The organism is Eubacterium album (assembly GCF_025336545.1).
Classification (GTDB): Bacteria; Bacillota; Clostridia; order Lachnospirales; family Lachnospiraceae; genus Eubacterium_U; species Eubacterium_U album.
Genome location: NZ_JAODBU010000013.1, coordinates 1 through 21,073 on the forward strand (window position 1 = coordinate 1; position 21,073 = coordinate 21,073).

Genomic DNA, 21,073 nt, shown 5'->3' on the forward strand with positions numbered 1-21,073 from the left:
TACTGTTGTTTTGGAATTCATCATTTCTGATGACGTTCACTGAAAATCTTTTATTCATTTTCAGGGATGGTTGCTGTTCAATTATCAATGTTCTTGTTTTGCTTGTTGCCGTTTCAGCAACAACTCGTTTATATTATCACGATTGTTTTGCTTTGTCAACAACTTTTTTATATTTTTCTTCGTTATTCAAAACTTAGAATCAATTAAATTTTTCTGTCTGAACTGCTGTCTCAGCAGTCAGCTTGTGTATAATACTACGTATTTCGACTGTTGTCAACATGCTTTTTTAATTTTTTTATTTTTATGTATTTGTCAATTAAATCTAACTGCAATTATTACTTCTAGCGATCTTTGTCATCCTACATTAATAGAATTGGTTTTACTTATTATTTAAATATAATATCAGTATGACTTTATCTGTGTTGTATTTAACTTGTTTTAATTTATATTCTAAAATCAATCTGTCTGGTACCTATTAATACTTTATGTTAGATTGGATTTGTTTTTTATTTATTCTAAAATATCATTTTACTATTTACGGATTATTTTCTTTTTTCTATTTTTTACCGTAAAATTTTTTAAGCCATTTCCTTCTTTTTAATATTATGTAAACTAAATTACGGATTATCCCAATTTAGTTAGAATAATCCGTAATTATTTTTAATTTTTTTATTTATTATCTATGGTCTTTGGCCTAAGGCTCCTTCGAGTGTAAGCGTTTCGCCACTCATATATTTAAAGTCTGGAGAAGCAAGCTGTACACATACGCGACCTATTTCTTTCTCCACGTCTCCAAAATGTCCCATTGGTGGTGTTTTTACATTTGCTTTAAATGCATCCGGATAAGCTTTTTCAAAATTTTCAAGCTGAGCTGTCCATGCAAGTGGGCATACTACGTTTGCATTTATGCCGTCTGCTGCCCATTCGGTTGCAGCAACTCTTGTAAGTCCTCTGATTCCTTCTTTTGCTGCAGCATAAGCACACTGTCCATAGTTTCCAAATAGTCCTGCACCTGATGCGAAATTAATTACAGAGCCTTTTGTTTCTTTTAAATACGGATAGCATTCTTTCATATAGTAGAAAGCCGCATAAACTCCTGAATACATTGCGAGATCAAATTGTTGTGTTGTATGATCTGCTATTGTTACTCCTGAAGCTGATGCCTGTGCATTATTTATTAACACATCAATTCTTCCAAACTCATCTATTGTTTGCTTTACTACATTTGCAACAACAGTTTCATTGTCTGCTCCGGCATTTATGTCAGCCTGAATTGGCAATACTTTTATTCCGTATTTGCTTTCCAATTCTTCTTTTGCGTCTGTAAGTTTTTTAACGTTACGTCCTGTAAGTACCAAATTGGCACCTTCTTTTGCATAAGCCGTTGCTATTCCGTAACCTATTGAACCACAGCTTCCATCCTGCAATACTGCTCTTCCTCCACCTGTTATAATGGCTGTCTTTCCTGTTAAAAATCCCATATCAGTTTCTCCTTTCTTTACTCTTCCATTATTTTTTCTGAAAAGTTTATTTTGCCCCAAGGTTCTTCCATTACAATTGTAACTTTGCTTTTCCATTGTTGATACATTTCATCTGCGCTATTTTTTTCTTTTGCGTTTAATATATCTTCAACTTTTTTTGCAATTTTTTCTTTTTTGTAAATTTCAACTAGTCTTTCTTTGCTAATATTAACTTTTGATAACATTTTTTCGCTGGAATTTTCTAAATAGTAGTCAGCTTCTTCATTTGCCTCGCTTTCTTCTTCTGCACTCAAGGACACGTCATATTTTGAAGCTTCCTCGTATAATGCCTGTCTTTCGCAAATATCGCTAAGTATCTGGCTTTTTACTCCTTCTTCTAGTGTTACACCTATTTTTAGTTTTTTATTCCACTTAAGTTCTTTATTTTTTGACATATAATAAACTTCGTATGTTGCCTGTGTTTTGTAGGCATAATATCGAACTTCATCCATATATATGTCCGCTATGTCTGCTTTAGAATCAGTGTCTTCTATTTTTATTCCTATCGATTCTTTTGATGCAACTGTCTGGCTTTCACTAGATGGTTGATTATTTTGTTCATTATTATTTTGTGTTAATGAATTTTCTAAATTTGATTCTACTGTTACTGATTCCGTAGTAGCTTCCTTCTGCTTATTGGTATCAGGGGATTTGCTACTTGTGCATCCCACTATAGCCATTGCCACTACAAAACATGTAAGTGTAGCCATCATTTTTTTATTTTTCATCGATTCTACTCCTGTTTATGCTGCTGTGTTGTTATTTTTGAGATTTGCTCAGCCATAACCATTTTATTGTTATGTTATATTTTTTCCATCATTAGTAATTCTTCTGATTAACTTCTTTTTAAGCTTCGGATATCTTCAATTACTTTTCGCATATTTTCCATCAATTCATCAGCGTCTTTTGCCGGTTTCATCGGAATATATTCGAAGTAAGGTGTTTTGTCCGGAATTAATTTTAATCTTCTGTTGTATTTGCTTAGTATTTCCGGTATTTTTTCTGTTTCAATCGGAGCCGTAGGATGCATTGTAAATTTAAGCTTTGTCTTATTTCCTGTTATTTCAGTTATATAAGCTTCATGTGCTGTTGCTTTTATGAGTACAATTTTCAACAGATTTTCTACCTGTCTAGGCATTTCTCCAAATCTGTCTATTAACTCATCCTGCATATCTTCGTATTCTTCCTGCGTTTCTATGCCTGCAATTCGTTTATACACATCCATCTTCTGGCTCTCGCTTTTAATATACCCTGCAGGAACAAATGCATCTATAAGTACATCAATTTTTGTTTCAAATTCAAGTGTCGGAGTTTTTCCTTTTCTTACAAGAATTGCTTCATTTAGCATTTTACAGTACAGATCATAACCTACCGCCTCCATGTGTCCATGTTGCTGCGCTCCAAGTAAATTTCCGGTTCCTCGTATTTCCAAATCTCTCATGGCAATTTTTACGCCGGAACCTAATTCCGTGAAATTCTTTATTGCACCAAGTCTCTTTTCTGCTACCTCTGATAGCAATTTATTTCTTGTGTACATCATAAACGCATATGCAGTCCTATTTGAACGACCTACTCGTCCTCTAAGCTGGTACAACTGAGATAATCCCATTTTTTCTGCATTATGAATTATGATTGTATTTGCATTTGAAACATCAATCCCTGTTTCTATTATAGTAGTAGAAACTAATACGTCTATATCTCCATTTACAAAATCATACATAATTGTTTCTAACTGTCGCTCACTCATTTGACCATGTGCAAATGCTACATTTGCATCAGGCACAAGTCTTTGTATTTCGGCAGCACGTTCTGCTATGTTTTGTACAATATTGTATACATAATAAACCTGACCATTTCGTAATAGTTCTCTGTTTATAGCTTCTCTTACGATTTCATCATTATATTCCATTACATATGTCTGTATCGGCATTCTATCCTGTGGTGGTTCTTCCATAATAGACATATCTCTTATTCCGATAAGACTCATATGCAATGTTCTTGGAATTGGCGTTGCAGTCATCGTTAATACATCTATATTATTTTTTAGTTCTTTAATTTTCTCTTTATGTTTTACACCAAATCGTTGTTCTTCATCTATTATAAGTAAACCCAAATCTTTAAATTTCACGTCTTTTGAAAGAACTCTGTGGGTTCCGATTACGATATCTACATAACCTTTTTTCAAATCTCTTATTGTCTGCTCCTGATTTGCTTTTGTTCTAAATCTCGAAAGCATTTCCACTCTTACAGGAAAATCTTTGAATCTTTGTGTAAATGTCTTGTAATGTTGTTGCGCTAAAACGGTTGTCGGCACAAGATATACTACCTGTTTATTATCCTGTACTGCCTTGAATGCCGCACGTATGGCAACTTCTGTTTTTCCAAATCCTACGTCTCCACATACAAGTCTGTCCATAGTCTTTGTGCTTTCCATATCCGCTTTAACCTGAGAAATTACTTCTAACTGGTCATCTGTTTCTTCAAACGGGAACATCTCTTCAAATTCTTTTTGCCATTCTGTGTCCGGACTAAATACAAATCCTGTGCTGTCCTGTCTTGTCGCATACAATTCAATTAACTCGTCGGCAATATCTGCCACTGCCTTTTTAACTCTTGTTTTTGTTTTTTTCCATTCAGTTCCACCTAATTTATTAAGCTTAGGTGGTTTTGCTTCACTGTCAGCATATTTTTGAATCATGTCGAGCTGAGTTGCAAGAATATAGAGATTGCTACCGCCTTCATATTCTATTTTTATATAATCCTTCACGGTGCGGTCTACTTCAATTTTTTCAATTCCTTTGTAGATTCCAAGTCCGTGATTTTCATGTACAACATAATCGCCTATATTTAAATCTGAAAAATCTGAAATATGTGAACCTGAATAATTATGTTTCTTTCTTCTTTTTTTCTTTTTCTCGCCAAAAATATCAGTATCACTTATTACTACAAATTTTATCATAGGATAAGCAAAGCCTCCGCGCAGGTGTCCTGTCACTATCATTACTTCTCCACTAAGTGCTTCTCTTTCTTTATCCTCTTCGTAAAATGCACTTATGCCAAACCCGCGTAAATCTTCTGCTAGTCTTTTTGCCCTCGTCAGGCTTGCACAAACCATTATTACTTGATATTTTTGTTTTTTATATTTTTTTAAATCCTCAACTAGCATTTCAAATTTGTTATTATAAGGGCTTATTGTTTTTGCTTCTACAGATGCAATTTCATCTACTGTAAAATTCTTTACAGTCTGATCTAATGAAGTAAATAACACTTTCTTTACTGAGTCTATCTTACTTTCGATTGTTTTTCTACTCCACACAATGTCAGTCTGTCCCGGCAAAACGTAACCTTTTTCTAAACGATTGCTCATGCTGTCTCTAAATTCCGTCTCAACAGCTTTCATCTGCTCATCAACTCTTTTTGGCTCGTCTATAAAGAACGCCGCATCTTTTAAATAGTCAATAAAGCTTACCATTCCATCATAGAAATAGTTTACATAACTATCAAATGACATTCCATTTTCATTTATTTCTTCATTATCTATAAATTCTTTTATTATAACTTCAAGTCTATGCGCTTCTTCTGTTTTAAATTGTTTTCTAAGTGCTTCAGAATTTTTCTTTAAGTCTTTTTTTATTTTATCAATTCCGGCTCTTATTTCTTCTTTTGTTAATACATATTCAGTTGCCGGATATATTGTTATTTTTTCAAGATTTTCTATTGATCTTTGTGTTTCTACCTCAAAGCTTTTTATAATATCAACTTCATCATCCCACATGTCAATTCTATATGGGACTTCGTCTGTCAATGTATAAATGTCTATAATACTTCCTCTTACAGCAAACTGTCCCGGTGACTCTACCTGTTCTGCTCCCTCGTATCCCATTTGAACAAGCTTATGTCTTATTGCATCCATTTCAATAATGCTACCTTCAGAAATTTCCAAAACATTTTCTTTAATTCTGTCTAATGGCATTATTTTATCCATAAGTCCATCTGCTGTAGTCACAATTGTACATGGTTTATCTTCTACAAGTTTCTTTATGCATTCCAGTCTTTGCTGCAGGATTACGTTTCCATGTACGTCTGCTGAAAAGAATATGAAATCCTTCGCAGGATACAATACAACATTTTTATCAAATGCTTTTAAATCTTCATAAAGTTCCTTTGCTTTTGTTCCACTAAAAGTAACGATGACTTTATTTTTGTAGCCATCGCTTAATCCTGTTATAAAATGTGCAAGCTGAGAATCCGCACACCCTGTTACCTGACATGTTTTTCCTGTATCAAGGCATTCCTTAGCGCGTTCAAATCCATTTAATTTTTGTAGTGGATAAAAAAATGTATTCATTGTGTCCTTCCTTATTGTTTTAATGATGCCAGAATTGTGGCGGCGTAGCATGAAACAATCCGTAGACATCAAAGTTGTGAGTTTTTAACCTCAACATTATTTTAATTTAGTTATATTTGTTCATTGCAGTCTCAATATTTTCTAGAATCATTACTTCAGCAGCTGATGCAGCGTTTCGTACCGCTTCATCTACGATTTCTCTTTCCTTGCTACCGAATTTTCCTAACACGTGATTAACCAAATCTCCCTGATTTTCACCTACTCCAACTTTTATTCTCTTAAAGTTTTGTGTACCGGTATGGGCTATTATACTTTTTAGTCCATTGTGACCACCGGCACTTCCTTTAGCTCTTATTCTTATCTTCCCTACATCTAGACTGATGTCATCTGCTATTATTATTATTTCCTGTTGTGGGTCTAATTTATAAAAATCCATTACTTCTCTTACAGATTCCCCACTATTATTCATATATGTCTGTGGCTTTACAAGTATGACCTTTTCATTTCCTATCATTCCTATTCCACAAAGTGCCTTATGTCTTCTTGTATTTACCTGAACTCCCATCTGAGATGCTAATTCATCTATTACATCAAATCCTATATTATGTCTTGTCTTGTCATATTTTTTGTCCGGATTTCCAAGTCCTACTATTGCGTACATGTATTTTCTCCTTTATTTTTATAAATTTTTTTCTAAAGACCTTCTCATTTATTACTATCTCTTTATCTTTTACATTTTATTATTATAGTTTACCCTTTATTGCTCTTTATTTAAAGACTTTTTAGCAATAAATTAATTTAAACTGCACACAATTTTTTTATACATATGACTATTGTGCATAGCACTTCGATGCTACTTTGCTTCTTCTCAGCGATTATACATTCGCCAAATTTCTAAAATTGTGTATAATTAAAAATGGCATAACCACAATCGGGCATGCCATTTTAAGATAATAACTATTTTTATTCCAATTTACATTATGTCTATTCTGGATCTGGTTCTAACAATGCTTTTTCATAAGCTGCTAAAACAATTTCCTGAATTGAATTACGAGTCTGTGAATTGATTGGATGAGCAATATCTCTATATTCACCATCTGCTGCCTTACGACTAGGCATTGCAATAAACAATCCTTTTTCACCTTCTACTACTTTGATGTCGTGAATAACAAATTCATCATCAATTGTAATTGAAACAACCGCTTTCATCTTGCTTTCTTTTGTCATCTTTCTGACTCTTACATCTGTAATATTCATATTTTTGCCTCCTCATTGTTTTGTAGAACATTACTTTTATTTTTACGCATCAATCATCACATATCAATGCGTCAAATACTTTTATAACCCGTATCTAAAGTTACGCTCTATTATAATTTTAGGTTCACTTTCATGATTAATTATTTCTGTATTAGGTTTAATTGTTCCGTGACTTTCAACGATACAGTTTTCAAGATGTACGTTGTCTCCAATATAAACATCATTAAGTATAATACAATTCTTTATCGTACTGTTATTTCCGATGTAAGCCTGTTTAAATACAACCGAATCATCTACTTTTCCATTTACTATGCATCCGCCTGAAATTAAGCTATTGCTGACACCTGCTCCCGGATTATATTTTGCCGGTGGTAAATCTTCAACCTTAGAATATACATCCGGATATGTTTTAAAGAAATAATTTCTTACTTCCGGTTTAAGGAAATCCATGTTTGTGTTGTAATATCCATCAACTGTAGAAATATTTCTCCAATAATCTGTAGTCTTATAAGAGTAAATCTTACGATTATTCTTATTCCTCTGTATAATGTCAGATACGATATCATATCTGTCCTCTTCCATACACTGTTCAATCAACTGGATGAGTAATCTTCTCCTAATTACATATACCCCTGTTGAAATTAAAGTTCCATCACTTTCAATTGGTTTTTCTTCAAATTTTACAATACGTCCATCATCATTAGTTGTTACTACTCCATAATTAGATACCTTACCATCCGGTAAATCTGTTGTAACAATTGTTATATCTGCATTCTTTTCAATATGATATTCTAATACTTTATTGTAGTCTAACTTGTAAACTGCATTAGATGATGCAATAACTACATATGGCTCATGGCTCTTCTTAAGGAATCCTATATTCTGTGCAATTGCATCTGCTGTTCCTCTATACCAGAAACCATTGTCAGATGTAATTGACGGAGTAAATACATATAAGCCTCCCTGCTTTCTACCAAAATCCCACCATTTTGATGAACTAAGGTGCTCATTTAATGACCATGCGTTGTACTGTGTAAGTACAGCTACTCTCTGAATATGAGAATTACTCATATTACTCAAAGCAAAATCAATAGCTCTGTAACTACCTGCTATTGGCATTGCCCCTACGGCTCTTTTTGCTGAGAGTTCTTTTAATCTGTTACTGTTTCCACCTGCTAAAATAATTCCTATCGCTCTCATTAAATTTCACCTGCCTTAATTATATAGTCTCCTGATTCAAGTTTTCCGTCAGGGTAATCGCTAATTACAGTCTTACCTGATATAGCTACATTTCTTCCAACTGTAACATTGGATGGTACGGTTGAATTTTCACCAATAACTACTAAATCACTGGCATAAACTCTTGTATCAAGTTTACTTTCTGCATACTCACCCGTTCCAATTGTACATTTTTCACCGATAACGACATTCTCTGCAATGATTGCCTTGTCCACTACAGTTCCTTTCTTAATAACCGTATTGTCCATAATAATTGAATCCCTAACTATTGCTCCTTCTTCAATTACAACATTGGCACTGATTACTGAGTTAGATACATTACCATGTATCTCACATCCGTTGCCTATGATACATCTTTCTACAGATGCCTCCTTGGCTACATACTGTGGTGGCAATGAACTGCTCTTAGTATATATTTTCCAAAATTCTTCATATAAATTAAATTCAGGTACAATATCTATTAATTCCATATTGGCTTCCCAATATGACTGTAATGTTCCTACATCTTTCCAATAGCTTGAATATTCATAAGCAAAAATTCTCTGTTCCTTATCAAAACAGTATGGAATTACATGCTTACCAAAGTCACAATTAGGCTGATTCTTAAGTGCTAAAAGTGCTTCCTTAAGTACATCCCAACTAAATATGTAAATACCCATTGATGCTAAATTGCTCTTAGGTACAGGTGGCTTCTCCTGAAACTCTGTAATTCTGTGATTTTCATCTGCAATTACAACACCAAATCTACTTGCTTCCTCAATAGGAACCGGCATAACTGCAATTGTAATATCTGCATTGTTAGCCTTATGGTAGTCAAGCATAACTTCATAATCCATCTTGTAAATATGGTCACCTGATAAAATTACTACATACTCAGGATTATAGCTCTGCATATAATCAATGTTCTGATATATAGCATTAGCTGTTCCTGTATACCAGTCTGTATTCTCGCTTCTTTCATATGGAGGTAATACTGTTACTCCTCCGATATTTCTATCTAGATCCCATGGAATTCCAATGCCGATGTGGGCATTAAGTCTTAATGGCTGATACTGTGTTAATACACCTACAGTATCTACACCTGAATTAATACAGTTACTAAGTGGAAAATCAATAATCTTATACTTGCCTCCAAACGCAACCGCAGGCTTAGCTACCTTGGATGTTAAAACTCCAAGTCTGCTTCCTTGTCCGCCTGCGAGTAACATGGCAATCATCTCTTTTTTAATCATGTCGTTCACCTCGCTGCTAATTTTATAAAGTAGTTAAATTATACCATTTAATTGCCCATATTTAAAGGATTTTCTTAGATTTTTTTATTACATTTTTCTATATACGAAACGTTTTTATTTAGTTTTTTGTGCATTTTCAACAATTTCCGCCATATTATTGCAGTTAATTTCTAATTTGTCTTTTTTTTAACAATTCTTTTAATGTCATAATCTTAAATTTTTCCTTTTATTTTCTTTTTTTTAAGAGTATACTTATAAAGCAAATAGGAGAGTTTAGCCTTTATTTTTCAGTAAATATGGCGTTTTTTCAGTAAAAAATAAAGTGAAAAATAATTACTTTCTTATAATATTGAAAACTTTTATTTTGTTACTACTTATTATAAAGTAACCAAAATTTATTACTTATTAAAAGAGGTATCACAAATGTATATTTTAAATTTTAACGAACCATGTAAATTACATTTTACGGGAATTGGTGGAATCAGCATGAGTGCTTTAGCAGAAATTATGTTATCAAGACATTTCACTGTTACAGGTTCTGACAATCAAAATTCACAGATTACAGCACATCTTGAATCATTAGGTGCAAAGATTTTCTACGGTCAACGTAACGAAAATGTTTCACCTGACACTGATGTACTTATTTATACAGCTGCGGTAAAAAATGATAATCCTGAATTAGTAGCTGCAAGAGAATATGGGATTCCAACATTAACACGTGCAGAGTTTTTAGGACAAATGATGAAAAATTACGATGTTGCAATTGGTGTTTCAGGAACTCACGGAAAAACCACTACAACTTCAATGATTTCACAGATTTTACTTCAGGCAAATACTGACCCTACTATTTTAGTCGGTGGAATTATGCCTGCAATCAAAGGTAACACCAGAGTTGGTCACTCTGGAACAATGATTACTGAAGCCTGCGAATACACAAATAGCTTCTTATCATTTGCACCAACTGTAGGCATCATTTTAAATGTTGCCGCAGATCATCTTGACTTCTTTAAAGATTTAGATGATATTCGTCATAGTTTTAGAAGATACGCAGAGTTACTTCCTGCTAACGGAGCTTTAATTATCAACGGAGACATCGACAATCTCGAATATTTTACAAAAGACTTAGACTGCAAAGTTATTACTGTAGGTTCTGAAGAATCAGGCAGTATGTACACTGCAAAAAATATTACATTTGATGAATTTGCTCATGGAAGCTATGATTTGTATGTTGAAGGAGAATTTAAGCACAGAGTTACTTTAAAGGTAACAGGTATGCACAACATTTATAACTCTCTTGCAGCAATTGCAACTGCTCACTTTTTAAATATTGATAAAGAAGATATTCTTAATGGTCTTGAAGCTTATGGCGGAACTGACAGACGTTTCCAATTCAAGGGCAAACTTGGTGATATAACTATTATTGATGATTATGCTCATCATCCTGATGAAATTACTGCAACGCTTAAGACTGCTGAACATTATCCTCATACAAAGTTATGGGTTGTATTCCAGCCTCATACATATACAAGAACTAAGGCTCTACTTCCTGAGTTTGCAAAAGCATTATCAGAGGCTGACGCTGTTGTTCTTGCAGATATTTATGCAGCAAGAGAAAAGAACACTTTAGGAATTAGTTCTAAAAATTTGGCTGATGAAATAGAAAAATTAGGTACTGAAGTACATTATTTTCCAACTTTCGATGAAATTGAAAATTTTTTATTAGAAAATTGTAATGATAATGACTTATTAATAACTATGGGTGCCGGAGATGTCTATAAAATCGGCGAAAAGCTGCTAGGTAAATAGAGTTATTAACACTATCCGTAAAAATGTGGTAAAAAGTTATCAACATTTTTACGGATTTTTAGTTTACATAACATTTTATATTTTTAAACCTGATAAATGCCCTATTTAAAGCCTTTTTACAATTTTCGACAAATTATTTTCGAAAGTTATTCACATTATTAACATTATTAACATTTGCCTGAACCCCTTTAAAAATGGGCGTTTCAGTGTTTTTTAACCCTTTTCAAATAAAATTTATTGTGCTATACTTTGTCTTGCTTGAGAGAGAAAAAGGATTTTGACCTTTATTATTTTTTTGCTTTCTCAAGAAATTGGTTTACATAACATTTTGAGAATTTGAGAGGTTTTTATCATGGGTAAGTTAGTTATAGATAGAGGGAATTTTACAGATTTAACATCAGTATCTAATCTTTTTATTGATGAATATATGCCAAATGCCAATGGCGAATTTGTTAAAATATATTTATATCTTTTAAGATTAGTTTCCGGACATTCTACTGAAATAACAACAGATGCTTTGGCTGATCTTTTATGTTTTACTGAAAGTGATGTTGAACGTGGGTTATCTTACTGGGAACGCCTCGGTCTTATTTCTCTTTCAAGAGATGAGGACATGCATGTTAACGGAATTCGCATGGAAGCATATACAACTAATAAATTTTATGTCAAATCAATATTAAACTCTTCAGGAAGCCAGGTTTCAGCAAGAGCTGTTGGCGATACTTTTTATGGCAATTATGAAGATGTTAATTCTGAACCTGCATTAATCGAAAGTATTGCACCTGCAAATGCAATTCCTGCCAAGCGCAAATATACTTCTAAAGAAATTTCCGCATTCAGCAAGGATCCAAGGGTTCAGCAGTTAACATTTCTTGCCCAAACTTATCTTGGTAAGACATTAAACAGTAATGATGTTAATTCTATTTTATATATGATTGATGGTTTAAATTTATCTTCTGATTTTATCGAATATCTTATGGAGATGTGCATTTCATCAGGAAATAATACTTTAGGCTCTATCGAAAAGTCAGCTGTCAACTATTATAAACGTGGAATTACAACTATTGATGATATTAAATTTGATACAAAAATCAGGAAATCAATTTATAAGAGTGTATTTAAAATATTTGGATTAACTGACCAGAACGCAGCAAAGAAGGATGTTAATTACATTTCTAAATGGACAGAAACTTATAATTTTTCAGAAGATATTATTGTTGAAGCTTGCAACCGTACAATAGAACATACCCATACAGCAAGTTTTCCTTATGCTGACACAATTCTTAAAGGATGGTATAATAACGGTATTACAGAGTTATCACAAGTTGAACAGTTAGATGAAGAACATGCTAAAGAAGTTTCTGAGAAGTTTTCATCTCTTCAGGCTTCTAAGGCTTCTAAGGCTTCTAACAAATCATGCTCAGCAAGTCTTAAGAAGTTTAAAAACATGGACGAGCGTACATACGATTCTATTGAGTTAGAAAAAATGTTACTTTCATCTACAAATAGAAAATAGGTTTTAAATTATGGGTTTAAAAAGAGAACAATACGACGTTATTAGCAATATGTATAATATGCGCCGTTTAAACAATAAAATTGAATTAGAAGAGAGAATTGCCAAGGTTTATGAAAAAGCCCCTGAAGTTGAAGAAATAAGCCACCAGATTAGTTCTTTGGCCATTTCAGCCGGAAGGAAAGCTTTAGCTGGGGATTCTTCAGCAGTTGATTCACTAAAAAGGGAATTAGTCTTATTAAAAGATGATAAGAAGGCTGCTTTACTTGCCGCCGGTTTTCCATGTGATTATCTGGATGAGATATTTACATGCCCTGACTGTAAAGATACAGGTTTTATAAATGGTGAACCATGCCACTGCTTTACTAAGGCTGTTGTTGAGGAATTATACTCACAATCTAACTTAAAAGAGATTCTTATGCGAGAAAACTTTGACAATTTTAACTTTGACTATTACAATAGTGGCGAAGTAGATTCTATTACGGGAAAAACTCCTCTTGAAAATATTGAGGATGTTGTTGACCATTGCAGGTATTTTATTAAGAATTTTAAAGACAGTCATGAAAGTCTTTTGATTTATGGGAATGCAGGTGTTGGCAAGACTTTTCTAGTTAACTGCATTGCTAAAGAACTTATAGAACAGGCTTACTCTGTTATTTATTTATCTGCAGTTCAATTATTTGACCTGTTGGCTGATTTATCATTTAACAGCCACAAATCTACGGGAAATAAACATATTAGTATGAGAGAACTTCTAAGCTGTGATTTATTGATTATTGATGACCTTGGCACGGAAATGGCTAATTCATTTACTGCCTCATCACTTTTCAATTGCCTTAATGAACGCCTTATACGTCAAAAATCTACTATTATTTCTTCAAATCTTTCAGTAGATGAATTGAAGCAAAACTATACTGAGCGTATTTTTTCACGTGCAGTTGGCAATTATACTGTTATGAAGATTTTTGGCGATGATATAAGAATAAAAAGTAAATTTAACAATTAACACACGGAGGAAATCTAAAAATGTCTAACAAAAAATTTATCGAATCTATCCCTGTAGGTCCGCTTGCAATTGTTGCTTTACCTGGAAGTAAAGCTCTCGGAGATAAAGTTGATGCTTATATTTCCGGATGGAGAAGTGAAAGACTTGAAGCCAAAGAATCACCTATTACCTTCAAAGGATATGTTAAGGATTCTTATCTTCTAAACGTAAGCGTTCCTAGATTTGGTACAGGTGAAGCAAAATGCGCTTTAAAAGATACTGTACGTGGTTGTGACCTTTACATCATTGATGATGTTACTAACCACAGTATCGAATACACAGTATGCGGTCAAAAGAATCATATGTCTCCAGATGATCATTATGCTGATATCAAGAGAGTTATCGCTGCTGCAAGTGGTAAAGCACGTAAAATTACAGTTATCATGCCTTTCTTATATGAAAGCAGACAGCATAGACGTTCATCTAGAGAATCTATGGACTGCGCTGTAATGCTTCAGGAATTAGTAAATATGGGTGTTGATAATATTATTACATTTGACGCTCATGACCCTCGAGTTAATAATGCAATTCCTATTAGTGGATTTGAATCAGTTATGCCAACATATCAGTTCATTAAAAACCTTTTAAGAAATGTTCCTGATATTAAACTTGATTCTGACCATTTAATGATGATCAGCCCTGATGAAGGTGCTATGGGAAGAGTTGTATACTATGCAAACGTTTTAGGTGTTAACATGGGTATGTTCTACAAACGTCGTGATTATACAAAGGTTGTAGATGGACGTAATCCAATTGTTGCACATGAATATTTAGGGGATTCCGTTGAAGGTAAAGATGTTTTAATTATTGATGATATGATTTCTTCCGGTGATAGTATGTTAGACGTAGCTAAACAGCTTAAGAAGAGAAAAGCAAACAGAGTATTTGTTGCTTCTACATTTGGTTTATTTACAAATGGTTTAGAGAGATTCGATGAAGCTTATGAACAGGGATTAATTTACAGAGTTATGACTACAAACAGTATTTACCAGACTCCAGAGCTTCTTGAAAAAGAATGGTACATCAATGTTGATATAAGCAAATTTACAGCTTTATTCATTGACAGATTAAACCATGACGCATCAATTAGTGACATCTTAAACCCAATTGATAAGATTACTAAAAAGATTAATGAATATAATAATAAATAATTGAGTTAATTTACTATAATATTAAACTGTTGTGTTTACAACCATAGTTGCAAATGCAACAGTTTTTTTAATACAAAAACCTTCAAAAGATTATATTGAGGAAATTCCAAAGAACAAACTTTTTGGATATATCATCTCATATCTCTTGAAGGTTTTATTTTTATGTATTATTTTTTTATGCATTAAATTGTTATGTATTTATTCTTTATCTCTTGTACAAATTGCTCTGTTCTAGCCGTTTTGTTTTAATAAATTATAATTCTGTCGGAATTAATTATAGTCAATTCCAGTTCTTTCTGTTGCAGTTAGCTATAGTCAATTACAAATCTGTTGCAGTTAACTCTAGTTCTGTTCTGCGAATTCTTTAAGTACGCTTATTGTCATTTCGTACTCTTTTTCTACATCTTTAAACATTTCATCACAGCCTTCAAGCTTTCCTGCTCTTAACTGTTCAGTAATCTTTGAGCTTGCTTCATATAACTTGTCAAATCCAAGATTAACACATACACCCTTTAATGTGTGTGCTGCCCTAAATGAATCATCCAAATTTTTGCCTGCTAATGCATCTTTTAAGTTCTGGAAACTTGAATCGTCTAAAAACTTAATTGCAAATTTTTTGATTATCATTTCACTGCCTAATCTTCCTAGGACTTTTTCATAGTTTGAGCCCATCTTTTCGTAGCATTCTTTTGTAGTCATAGTCTGTTCCTCCTATTTAACCTGTTCAATTTTATTTTCTGTTTTTGTAAACCCAATCCCCACAAATTTATTACATTACCAATCTCATTATTTATTATTTAAATTGATTAGCATGTAGCATCTACTAATCAATCTAATTTCTTCAAGTGATAATCAAGTCCAAGTTTGTCCGCCATAACCTTTTCTCTTGTATGACATGAGAACACTATTACCTGGTCAAGATTTTCTGCCATAAACTTCATTGTGTTTCCCATTCGTTTATTATCGTACATTGCAAAAGTATCGTCAAGCAAAATAGGTTTTGTATCGTTTTCAAATATTATATCTGCTGCTGCAAGCCTTAAAGCCATGTAAATTTGTTCAACAGTTCCCTTACTTAATTTAAAAGATGATATTAAAGCATTTCTACCATTAACTGAAACATTTAAGTTATCATCTATAACAATATTGTTGTATTTTTCATTTGTAATCTTTGACATATAGTAAGAAGCCTTTTCGTTAAGTCGTCTTCCAAAACTGTTTCTAACTTCATAAGCTATTTCTTCAATTTCTCTTTTAGCATTCTCTAATGCTCTTATTTCAATCTCTGCATTTTTAATGGATTGAAGTTTTGCTTTTAAATTCTCTATATGCTTTTCTAATTCAATATCCTGTTCCTGCTTCTGCTCTAATACACCTTGCTCTTTTCCAATTTTTTCCTTAAGCGCTGCATATTCTTCATCAAGTTCTTTTATCTCTTCACTATAATCATCGCTTGATAATTCTGATTCTTCAAGATTTTTTAAAGATTCTTTAGCTACACTTAAATTAGCTCTTCTGTTATCAAGTTGACGCTCTGTATATGTTTTTTCATTATTTAATGCATCTAACTTATCCATGATAAGTTTAGTTTCTTTTAAATTTTCAGCAAGTCTTTCTTTGCTCTTTACATTCATAAAAAACTTAACAATTGTTGCTATTAAAAATGCTAATGCTAATCCTGCCGGTATTCCAATTTTTAAAATGCCTTTGCTTGAAAAATCAAGTAATTCAGGATTTGCCATAAACATACCTATTGAACATCCAAGGCATACAACTGTTATAAGGGCGAACACAATTGGTATATTTGTCGCCTTATTTAAGGCGTTGCTTACTCGTTCCATTACTTCCCTTGTTGGAATTCCTTTTGACTCTAACTGCTTTTCCATTTCTCCCTTTTGAGCCGTTATCTCTGTCAAAGTTCTTGAAGCCTTATCAATTTCATGGTTAAGCTGCATTATTTCATTGTAAAGATTTTCTTTTCTGGCACTGTATTTTGTCATTTCTTCTAATCTGACAGCATCCTTTCCTGCCAAATCCTGCTTCTTTGCCAGTAACTCCGCTTCTTTACTCCTGTCTAAATCAATTTCAGAAATTATTGTATCCTGCTCTCTTTTAGACATCTCTATTTCTTCTGCGGTTTCTTCCATATCACGAATTACTGATTCTTTAGAACCTACTTTATTTTCGCTTATTATTTCTTTACGCTCAGCATCAAGACTTGTCAAAGCCTGTTTCATATCAATTTCCATAGACTTTGTTGAACCTAGATTTGCTGCGTAGTTCTTTAATATATTTTCTAATTCTTTATCAGTTGCACTTCCAATCTGGCTTATGCTAATCGTGTTATAATAACAACTTTCATCTAAGCCTCTAAACAACTGCTTTATTTCGTTGTCATCAAGTTCTCTTCCAAGGTCCTCATCTATGACACGAAATGATTTTTCATTTTTATTAAAATTTCTTTCAAAACGATAGTCCTTACCATCGTTTTCAACTCGCATCATTCCACGATATACTTCAGGATTAATCCATGGTTCATATTTGGTATATGTATCTTTTCCGCTGGCTTTTCCACGCTGTTTATCTATACCAAAAAGCATTCCTCTTATGAATGTGTGTATTGTTGTTTTTCCGGCTTCATTTTCACCATAAACAATGTTTAATCCTCTTTCGAAATGAATTTCCGTATCATGAAATTTGCCAAAATTAATCAATCGAATATCTTTTATTATCATTGTTTGTCCTCCATAGCCTCAAGTAACGCCTTAACCCCATAGTATAAGGTCTTCTGCTGTATTGGAGAGAGAACATCCTGGTCGATATATTTTTTAATAAACATTCCTAACAGATTATCTTTATTTCTTTCATATAATTCTTCAAAATCATAGTCAGGCTCTGTTCGGTCCGTTACGGATACTACATTTCCTACCTGAGCCAGGCCTTCTAAGTCAATATCAAAATCAGGATTTCTATAACCTACTATTGTTACTTTATATATATTATCTCTACCTTCTTTTTCTATAAATTCCATAAGAGTGTGTCGCAGTTCCATATTTGTAGCATTTGTAGTTACCGTCATTTCCGCATGTTTATATTCTCTCTTAGAAAAAGACTGGAATCTTATATTCAAATTCTGCTTAGTTACTTCTCCATATATAAATCCTCTAGGGCCTATTTCATTTACATCAATAGGTTCAAGGGAACCTGAATATGCCATTCTGTTAGCTTCATCCAAATCCGGAATGTGAATGTGTCCAAATGCCACATAGTCAAATCCCTCAAGCATTATCTTTCTTTTATTAATAGGAATATGCTTATCATCACCACCGTGAGCTACAAGAATGTTAATCCTATATGGATTTTTTATTTGTATATCATCATACAGCGGTTCTGTTATCTCATTTTTATAATAACTTAATCCATACACATCAACGCCCAAATCATCTATAGGCACACAATCTACTGTTTTGCTATCAAGAAAATAAACGTTCTTATTCCATTCAAAATTTCTATAAAACGAACCTTTTTTTATTGCATCATGATTTCCTGCACACAACACAACCTTTGTATCCGGAATCGTTGAAAACAGGTAGTCTACCTCCTTCAATTCCCTTAACAATGGCTGTCTATGGAATAAATCTCCTGCAATTATAAGTAATTCTATTTCATCTTCCTTAACTTTTTTTATTAATCTTTCAAATGTTCCCCACATTTCATCTCCCCTGTGGACTGCCCAATCCATTTTACTTTCCGGCGTTGCCCCTAGATGAATGTCGGCTGTGTGTATGAACCGCATGTTGAATGATTCTCCTTTTATTCATAATTTTCTTCAAATGTCCAAATTTTTTGTCCATTATAATCCGTAACAAGGCCTTTATTTGTCTTCGCTACTGTTTCTGCCTCATTTTGATTATAATATATTCCAAATAAATTTCCACCCGCATATACAAAATATTGGTCCTGTGCTGCAGGCTTTATTATTGTATTTACTTCTGTTGATTTTTTGTATTTAATGGAAGCTTCCTCTACTTTTAATTCATTCTTTCCACTTAACTGGTTTACAAATGAAATTGCAAGTTCTTTAAGCTTTAATGTATCCGCAAAATAACTTGATTTTGTCTTTGTTTCTAATTTTTCAGTATTATCTATAAGTTGATCATCAGAAATAGCTTTGCCCTTCTTTTCTCTCTTCATGTTAATAATAGTGTCTGTTATTTCAACACCTGTAATAACTGTATTGTCAGAAGAATATGAAGTTATTTCGTTATAATCTTTGTCTATAATTTTTAAAGTATCTATACGCATACTGTCCGAAACATTCTCAGGTTTTGTTATACCATAGATAAGATTGTTTCCTGTATATCCACACGCTGACAACTTTTCGCCATTTTCTCCTGTAAGTTTTTTCTCCTTACCTGTCGTCAAATCTATTACCGTAATACTATCACTATTCATTGTTGTCAAATCGGTATTATAAGCAATTGCTGTTTTTGACTGATTTATCGCATAAGAACCGTCAGGCATATTTTCAACAATTTTGCCGCTTTCCTTTGTTCCTATATTAACATAATATAAACTGTTATCTAACATGAAATAAATTGTTCCATCGTTTACATAACATAATTTGTGAATCTGTTTGTCAATCATCTCTGCAGGCTGGCTAAATGGAATAAACAACAATTCTTTACTTTCATTATTTTCTTTATCATAATGAAATACTGAAATACCATTTTCTCCTAAATGTTCATTACTTGGACTGTATCCATAAACCAGGAAATTAGCATTGCCTTTATCATCTGTCTGAATCATTTTTGCCTTTGTCATTCTGTTTTCTGACACACTTTTGGCATCAAGTGCAAATAATTTTTTCATTCCATTTGATGTTAAATCCATTGTATAAACATCGCCATTAATTTCAAATCCAATGTACTGTCCATTTTCACTTTCAGCAACGTCTATTGTTTTCTGATTCTGGATTCCTAAATCTATAAAAGCTTTTCCAACATTGTTGTCATTTGCTTCCCATACCTGATTTATTTCTCTATTATAATTCAATACATAATTTTGTCCTGAAAAAGTCCATACAACTATTGTTTCTGATACGTTATATGTTTCTTCAACACCTTCTGCATTGCTTGCTTTCACTTGATATTCTAGTGTATATGTTCCTGCTTCTCCGCTGTCTTTGATGCAAAACTCTTTTGCTGAAACATTTACCTTTCCCTGAAGTTCAGGTTTCATTTCACTCCACTGCAACATTTTATAACTTGAAGATAATGTCGTATATCCCAAATCATCATTTTTCAAATCTTCATCAGGCTCTAAATATGTCGCAATATTTAATTCTGTATCCTGTCCTAATGTGCTACTGCTAAACTGCTTTGCAAACGCAATCTGTCCATCTACAAAACTGTCATTCATTACCATGACTCTTGTATAGTAGTATATATTTTCATTATTATTTGTTTCCAATGTTAAAACAAGCTGATATTCCTGTCCCGACTGTAAAATAGCACTGGCATTTATTTCATACAATGTAGTCTTTTCTGTATTTTCTGTCTGCTTTGCTTCCCCATTGTCTATTAATCGGGAATCTTCCGTGCTTCGCACTTCATACTTCATTCCGACAATTGTTCTGCCATTATTTATTATTTTTACAGGTATCACACGACTACTTTCCACCGGAACAATGTTGTCTCTTATATAGTTACTTCCTACTTCTGTTTTATATCCTAATATTGATGCTATCTTTTCTGAGCCATAATATGCATCTACTTCAGGAAGCAATTCGTGTTCATTTGTAGTATGATTATTCTTTGTATCCGATGATTTATCAAATACTTTACCTCTTGTAATACCAAAAACAGCAAGTGCAACCAGTAATATAACAATTACAATTGCTACAACATATCTTTTTTTCATTTTATGTCTCACTTTCCCATTCCAATATGCCGAAATTTTA

15 protein-coding genes are annotated in these 21,073 nt (G+C 33.0%); 4 read left to right on the forward strand and 11 right to left on the reverse strand.

The window, feature by feature from the left end:
• Window positions 1-680 precede the first annotated feature (680 nt).
• The 7 genes from N5B56_RS11945 to N5B56_RS11975 all read right to left on the reverse strand — a co-directional run bounded on the left by N5B56_RS11945 (window position 681) and on the right by N5B56_RS11975 (window position 9,596).
• A complete protein-coding gene (locus N5B56_RS11945; RefSeq protein WP_022089213.1) occupies window positions 681-1,481 on the reverse strand; it encodes an SDR family NAD(P)-dependent oxidoreductase in 801 nt (266 codons plus the stop codon).
• A 17-nt stretch (window positions 1,482-1,498) separates the two neighbouring features.
• Window positions 1,499-2,248 (reverse strand): hypothetical protein, encoded by a 750-nt coding sequence (locus tag N5B56_RS11950; RefSeq protein ID WP_260979057.1) that lies wholly within the window; start codon window positions 2,246-2,248, stop codon window positions 1,499-1,501.
• A gap of 107 nt (window positions 2,249-2,355) precedes the next feature.
• A complete protein-coding gene (gene mfd / locus N5B56_RS11955) occupies window positions 2,356-5,868 on the reverse strand; it encodes a transcription-repair coupling factor (RefSeq protein WP_260979058.1) in 3,513 nt (1,170 codons plus the stop codon).
• 106 nt (window positions 5,869-5,974) lie between these two features.
• A complete protein-coding gene (pth, locus tag N5B56_RS11960) occupies window positions 5,975-6,529 on the reverse strand; it encodes an aminoacyl-tRNA hydrolase (RefSeq protein WP_147586515.1) in 555 nt (184 codons plus the stop codon).
• 323 nt (window positions 6,530-6,852) lie between these two features.
• Window positions 6,853-7,125, reverse strand: a complete 273-nt coding sequence (gene spoVG, locus N5B56_RS11965) for a septation regulator SpoVG (RefSeq protein ID WP_022089209.1) — start codon at window positions 7,123-7,125, stop codon at window positions 6,853-6,855.
• 81 nt (window positions 7,126-7,206) lie between these two features.
• The gene (gene glgD, locus N5B56_RS11970; RefSeq protein ID WP_147586516.1) at window positions 7,207-8,325 is read right to left on the reverse strand and encodes a glucose-1-phosphate adenylyltransferase subunit GlgD; all 1,119 of its coding nucleotides are present in this window, start codon (window positions 8,323-8,325) and stop codon (window positions 7,207-7,209) included.
• The gene (locus N5B56_RS11975) at window positions 8,325-9,596 is read right to left on the reverse strand and encodes a glucose-1-phosphate adenylyltransferase (protein ID WP_147586517.1); all 1,272 of its coding nucleotides are present in this window, start codon (window positions 9,594-9,596) and stop codon (window positions 8,325-8,327) included. Before N5B56_RS11975 ends, glgD begins: the two co-directional genes overlap by 1 nt.
• A gap of 423 nt (window positions 9,597-10,019) precedes the next feature.
• On the opposite strand from N5B56_RS11975, the gene murC reads away from it, so the two are divergent.
• The 4 genes from murC to N5B56_RS11995 all read left to right on the forward strand — a co-directional run bounded on the left by murC (window position 10,020) and on the right by N5B56_RS11995 (window position 15,111).
• The gene (gene murC, locus N5B56_RS11980) at window positions 10,020-11,402 is read left to right on the forward strand and encodes a UDP-N-acetylmuramate--L-alanine ligase (RefSeq protein WP_260979059.1); all 1,383 of its coding nucleotides are present in this window, start codon (window positions 10,020-10,022) and stop codon (window positions 11,400-11,402) included.
• A gap of 352 nt (window positions 11,403-11,754) precedes the next feature.
• The gene (locus N5B56_RS11985) at window positions 11,755-12,918 is read left to right on the forward strand and encodes a DnaD domain protein (RefSeq protein WP_260979060.1); all 1,164 of its coding nucleotides are present in this window, start codon (window positions 11,755-11,757) and stop codon (window positions 12,916-12,918) included.
• Between the two features lie 10 nt (window positions 12,919-12,928).
• On the forward strand, window positions 12,929-13,921 hold the full coding sequence (locus N5B56_RS11990) for an ATP-binding protein (RefSeq protein ID WP_022089204.1): 993 nt from the start codon (window positions 12,929-12,931) through the stop codon (window positions 13,919-13,921).
• A 20-nt stretch (window positions 13,922-13,941) separates the two neighbouring features.
• On the forward strand, window positions 13,942-15,111 hold the full coding sequence (locus N5B56_RS11995) for a ribose-phosphate pyrophosphokinase (RefSeq protein WP_022089203.1): 1,170 nt from the start codon (window positions 13,942-13,944) through the stop codon (window positions 15,109-15,111).
• A 342-nt stretch (window positions 15,112-15,453) separates the two neighbouring features.
• Here N5B56_RS11995 and N5B56_RS12000 read toward each other — a convergent pair whose 3' ends face one another.
• The 4 genes from N5B56_RS12000 to N5B56_RS12015 form a co-directional block, all read right to left on the reverse strand.
• Window positions 15,454-15,810 carry an Hpt domain-containing protein gene (locus tag N5B56_RS12000; RefSeq protein WP_147586521.1) on the reverse strand — a complete coding sequence of 119 codons (357 nt, stop codon included), beginning with the start codon at window positions 15,808-15,810 and terminating at the stop codon, window positions 15,454-15,456.
• 128 nt (window positions 15,811-15,938) lie between these two features.
• Window positions 15,939-17,846, reverse strand: coding sequence for an ATP-binding protein (locus N5B56_RS12005; RefSeq protein WP_260979061.1), 1,908 nt, complete (start codon window positions 17,844-17,846; stop codon window positions 15,939-15,941).
• Complete coding sequence (locus N5B56_RS12010; RefSeq protein ID WP_260979062.1) at window positions 17,843-18,907, reverse strand: metallophosphoesterase family protein; 1,065 nt, start codon at window positions 18,905-18,907, stop codon at window positions 17,843-17,845. The genes N5B56_RS12005 and N5B56_RS12010 overlap by 4 nt, the downstream gene beginning before the upstream one ends.
• A gap of 17 nt (window positions 18,908-18,924) precedes the next feature.
• Window positions 18,925-21,033, reverse strand: a complete 2,109-nt coding sequence (locus N5B56_RS12015; protein ID WP_260979063.1) for a hypothetical protein — start codon at window positions 21,031-21,033, stop codon at window positions 18,925-18,927.
• Window positions 21,034-21,073 lie beyond the last annotated feature (40 nt).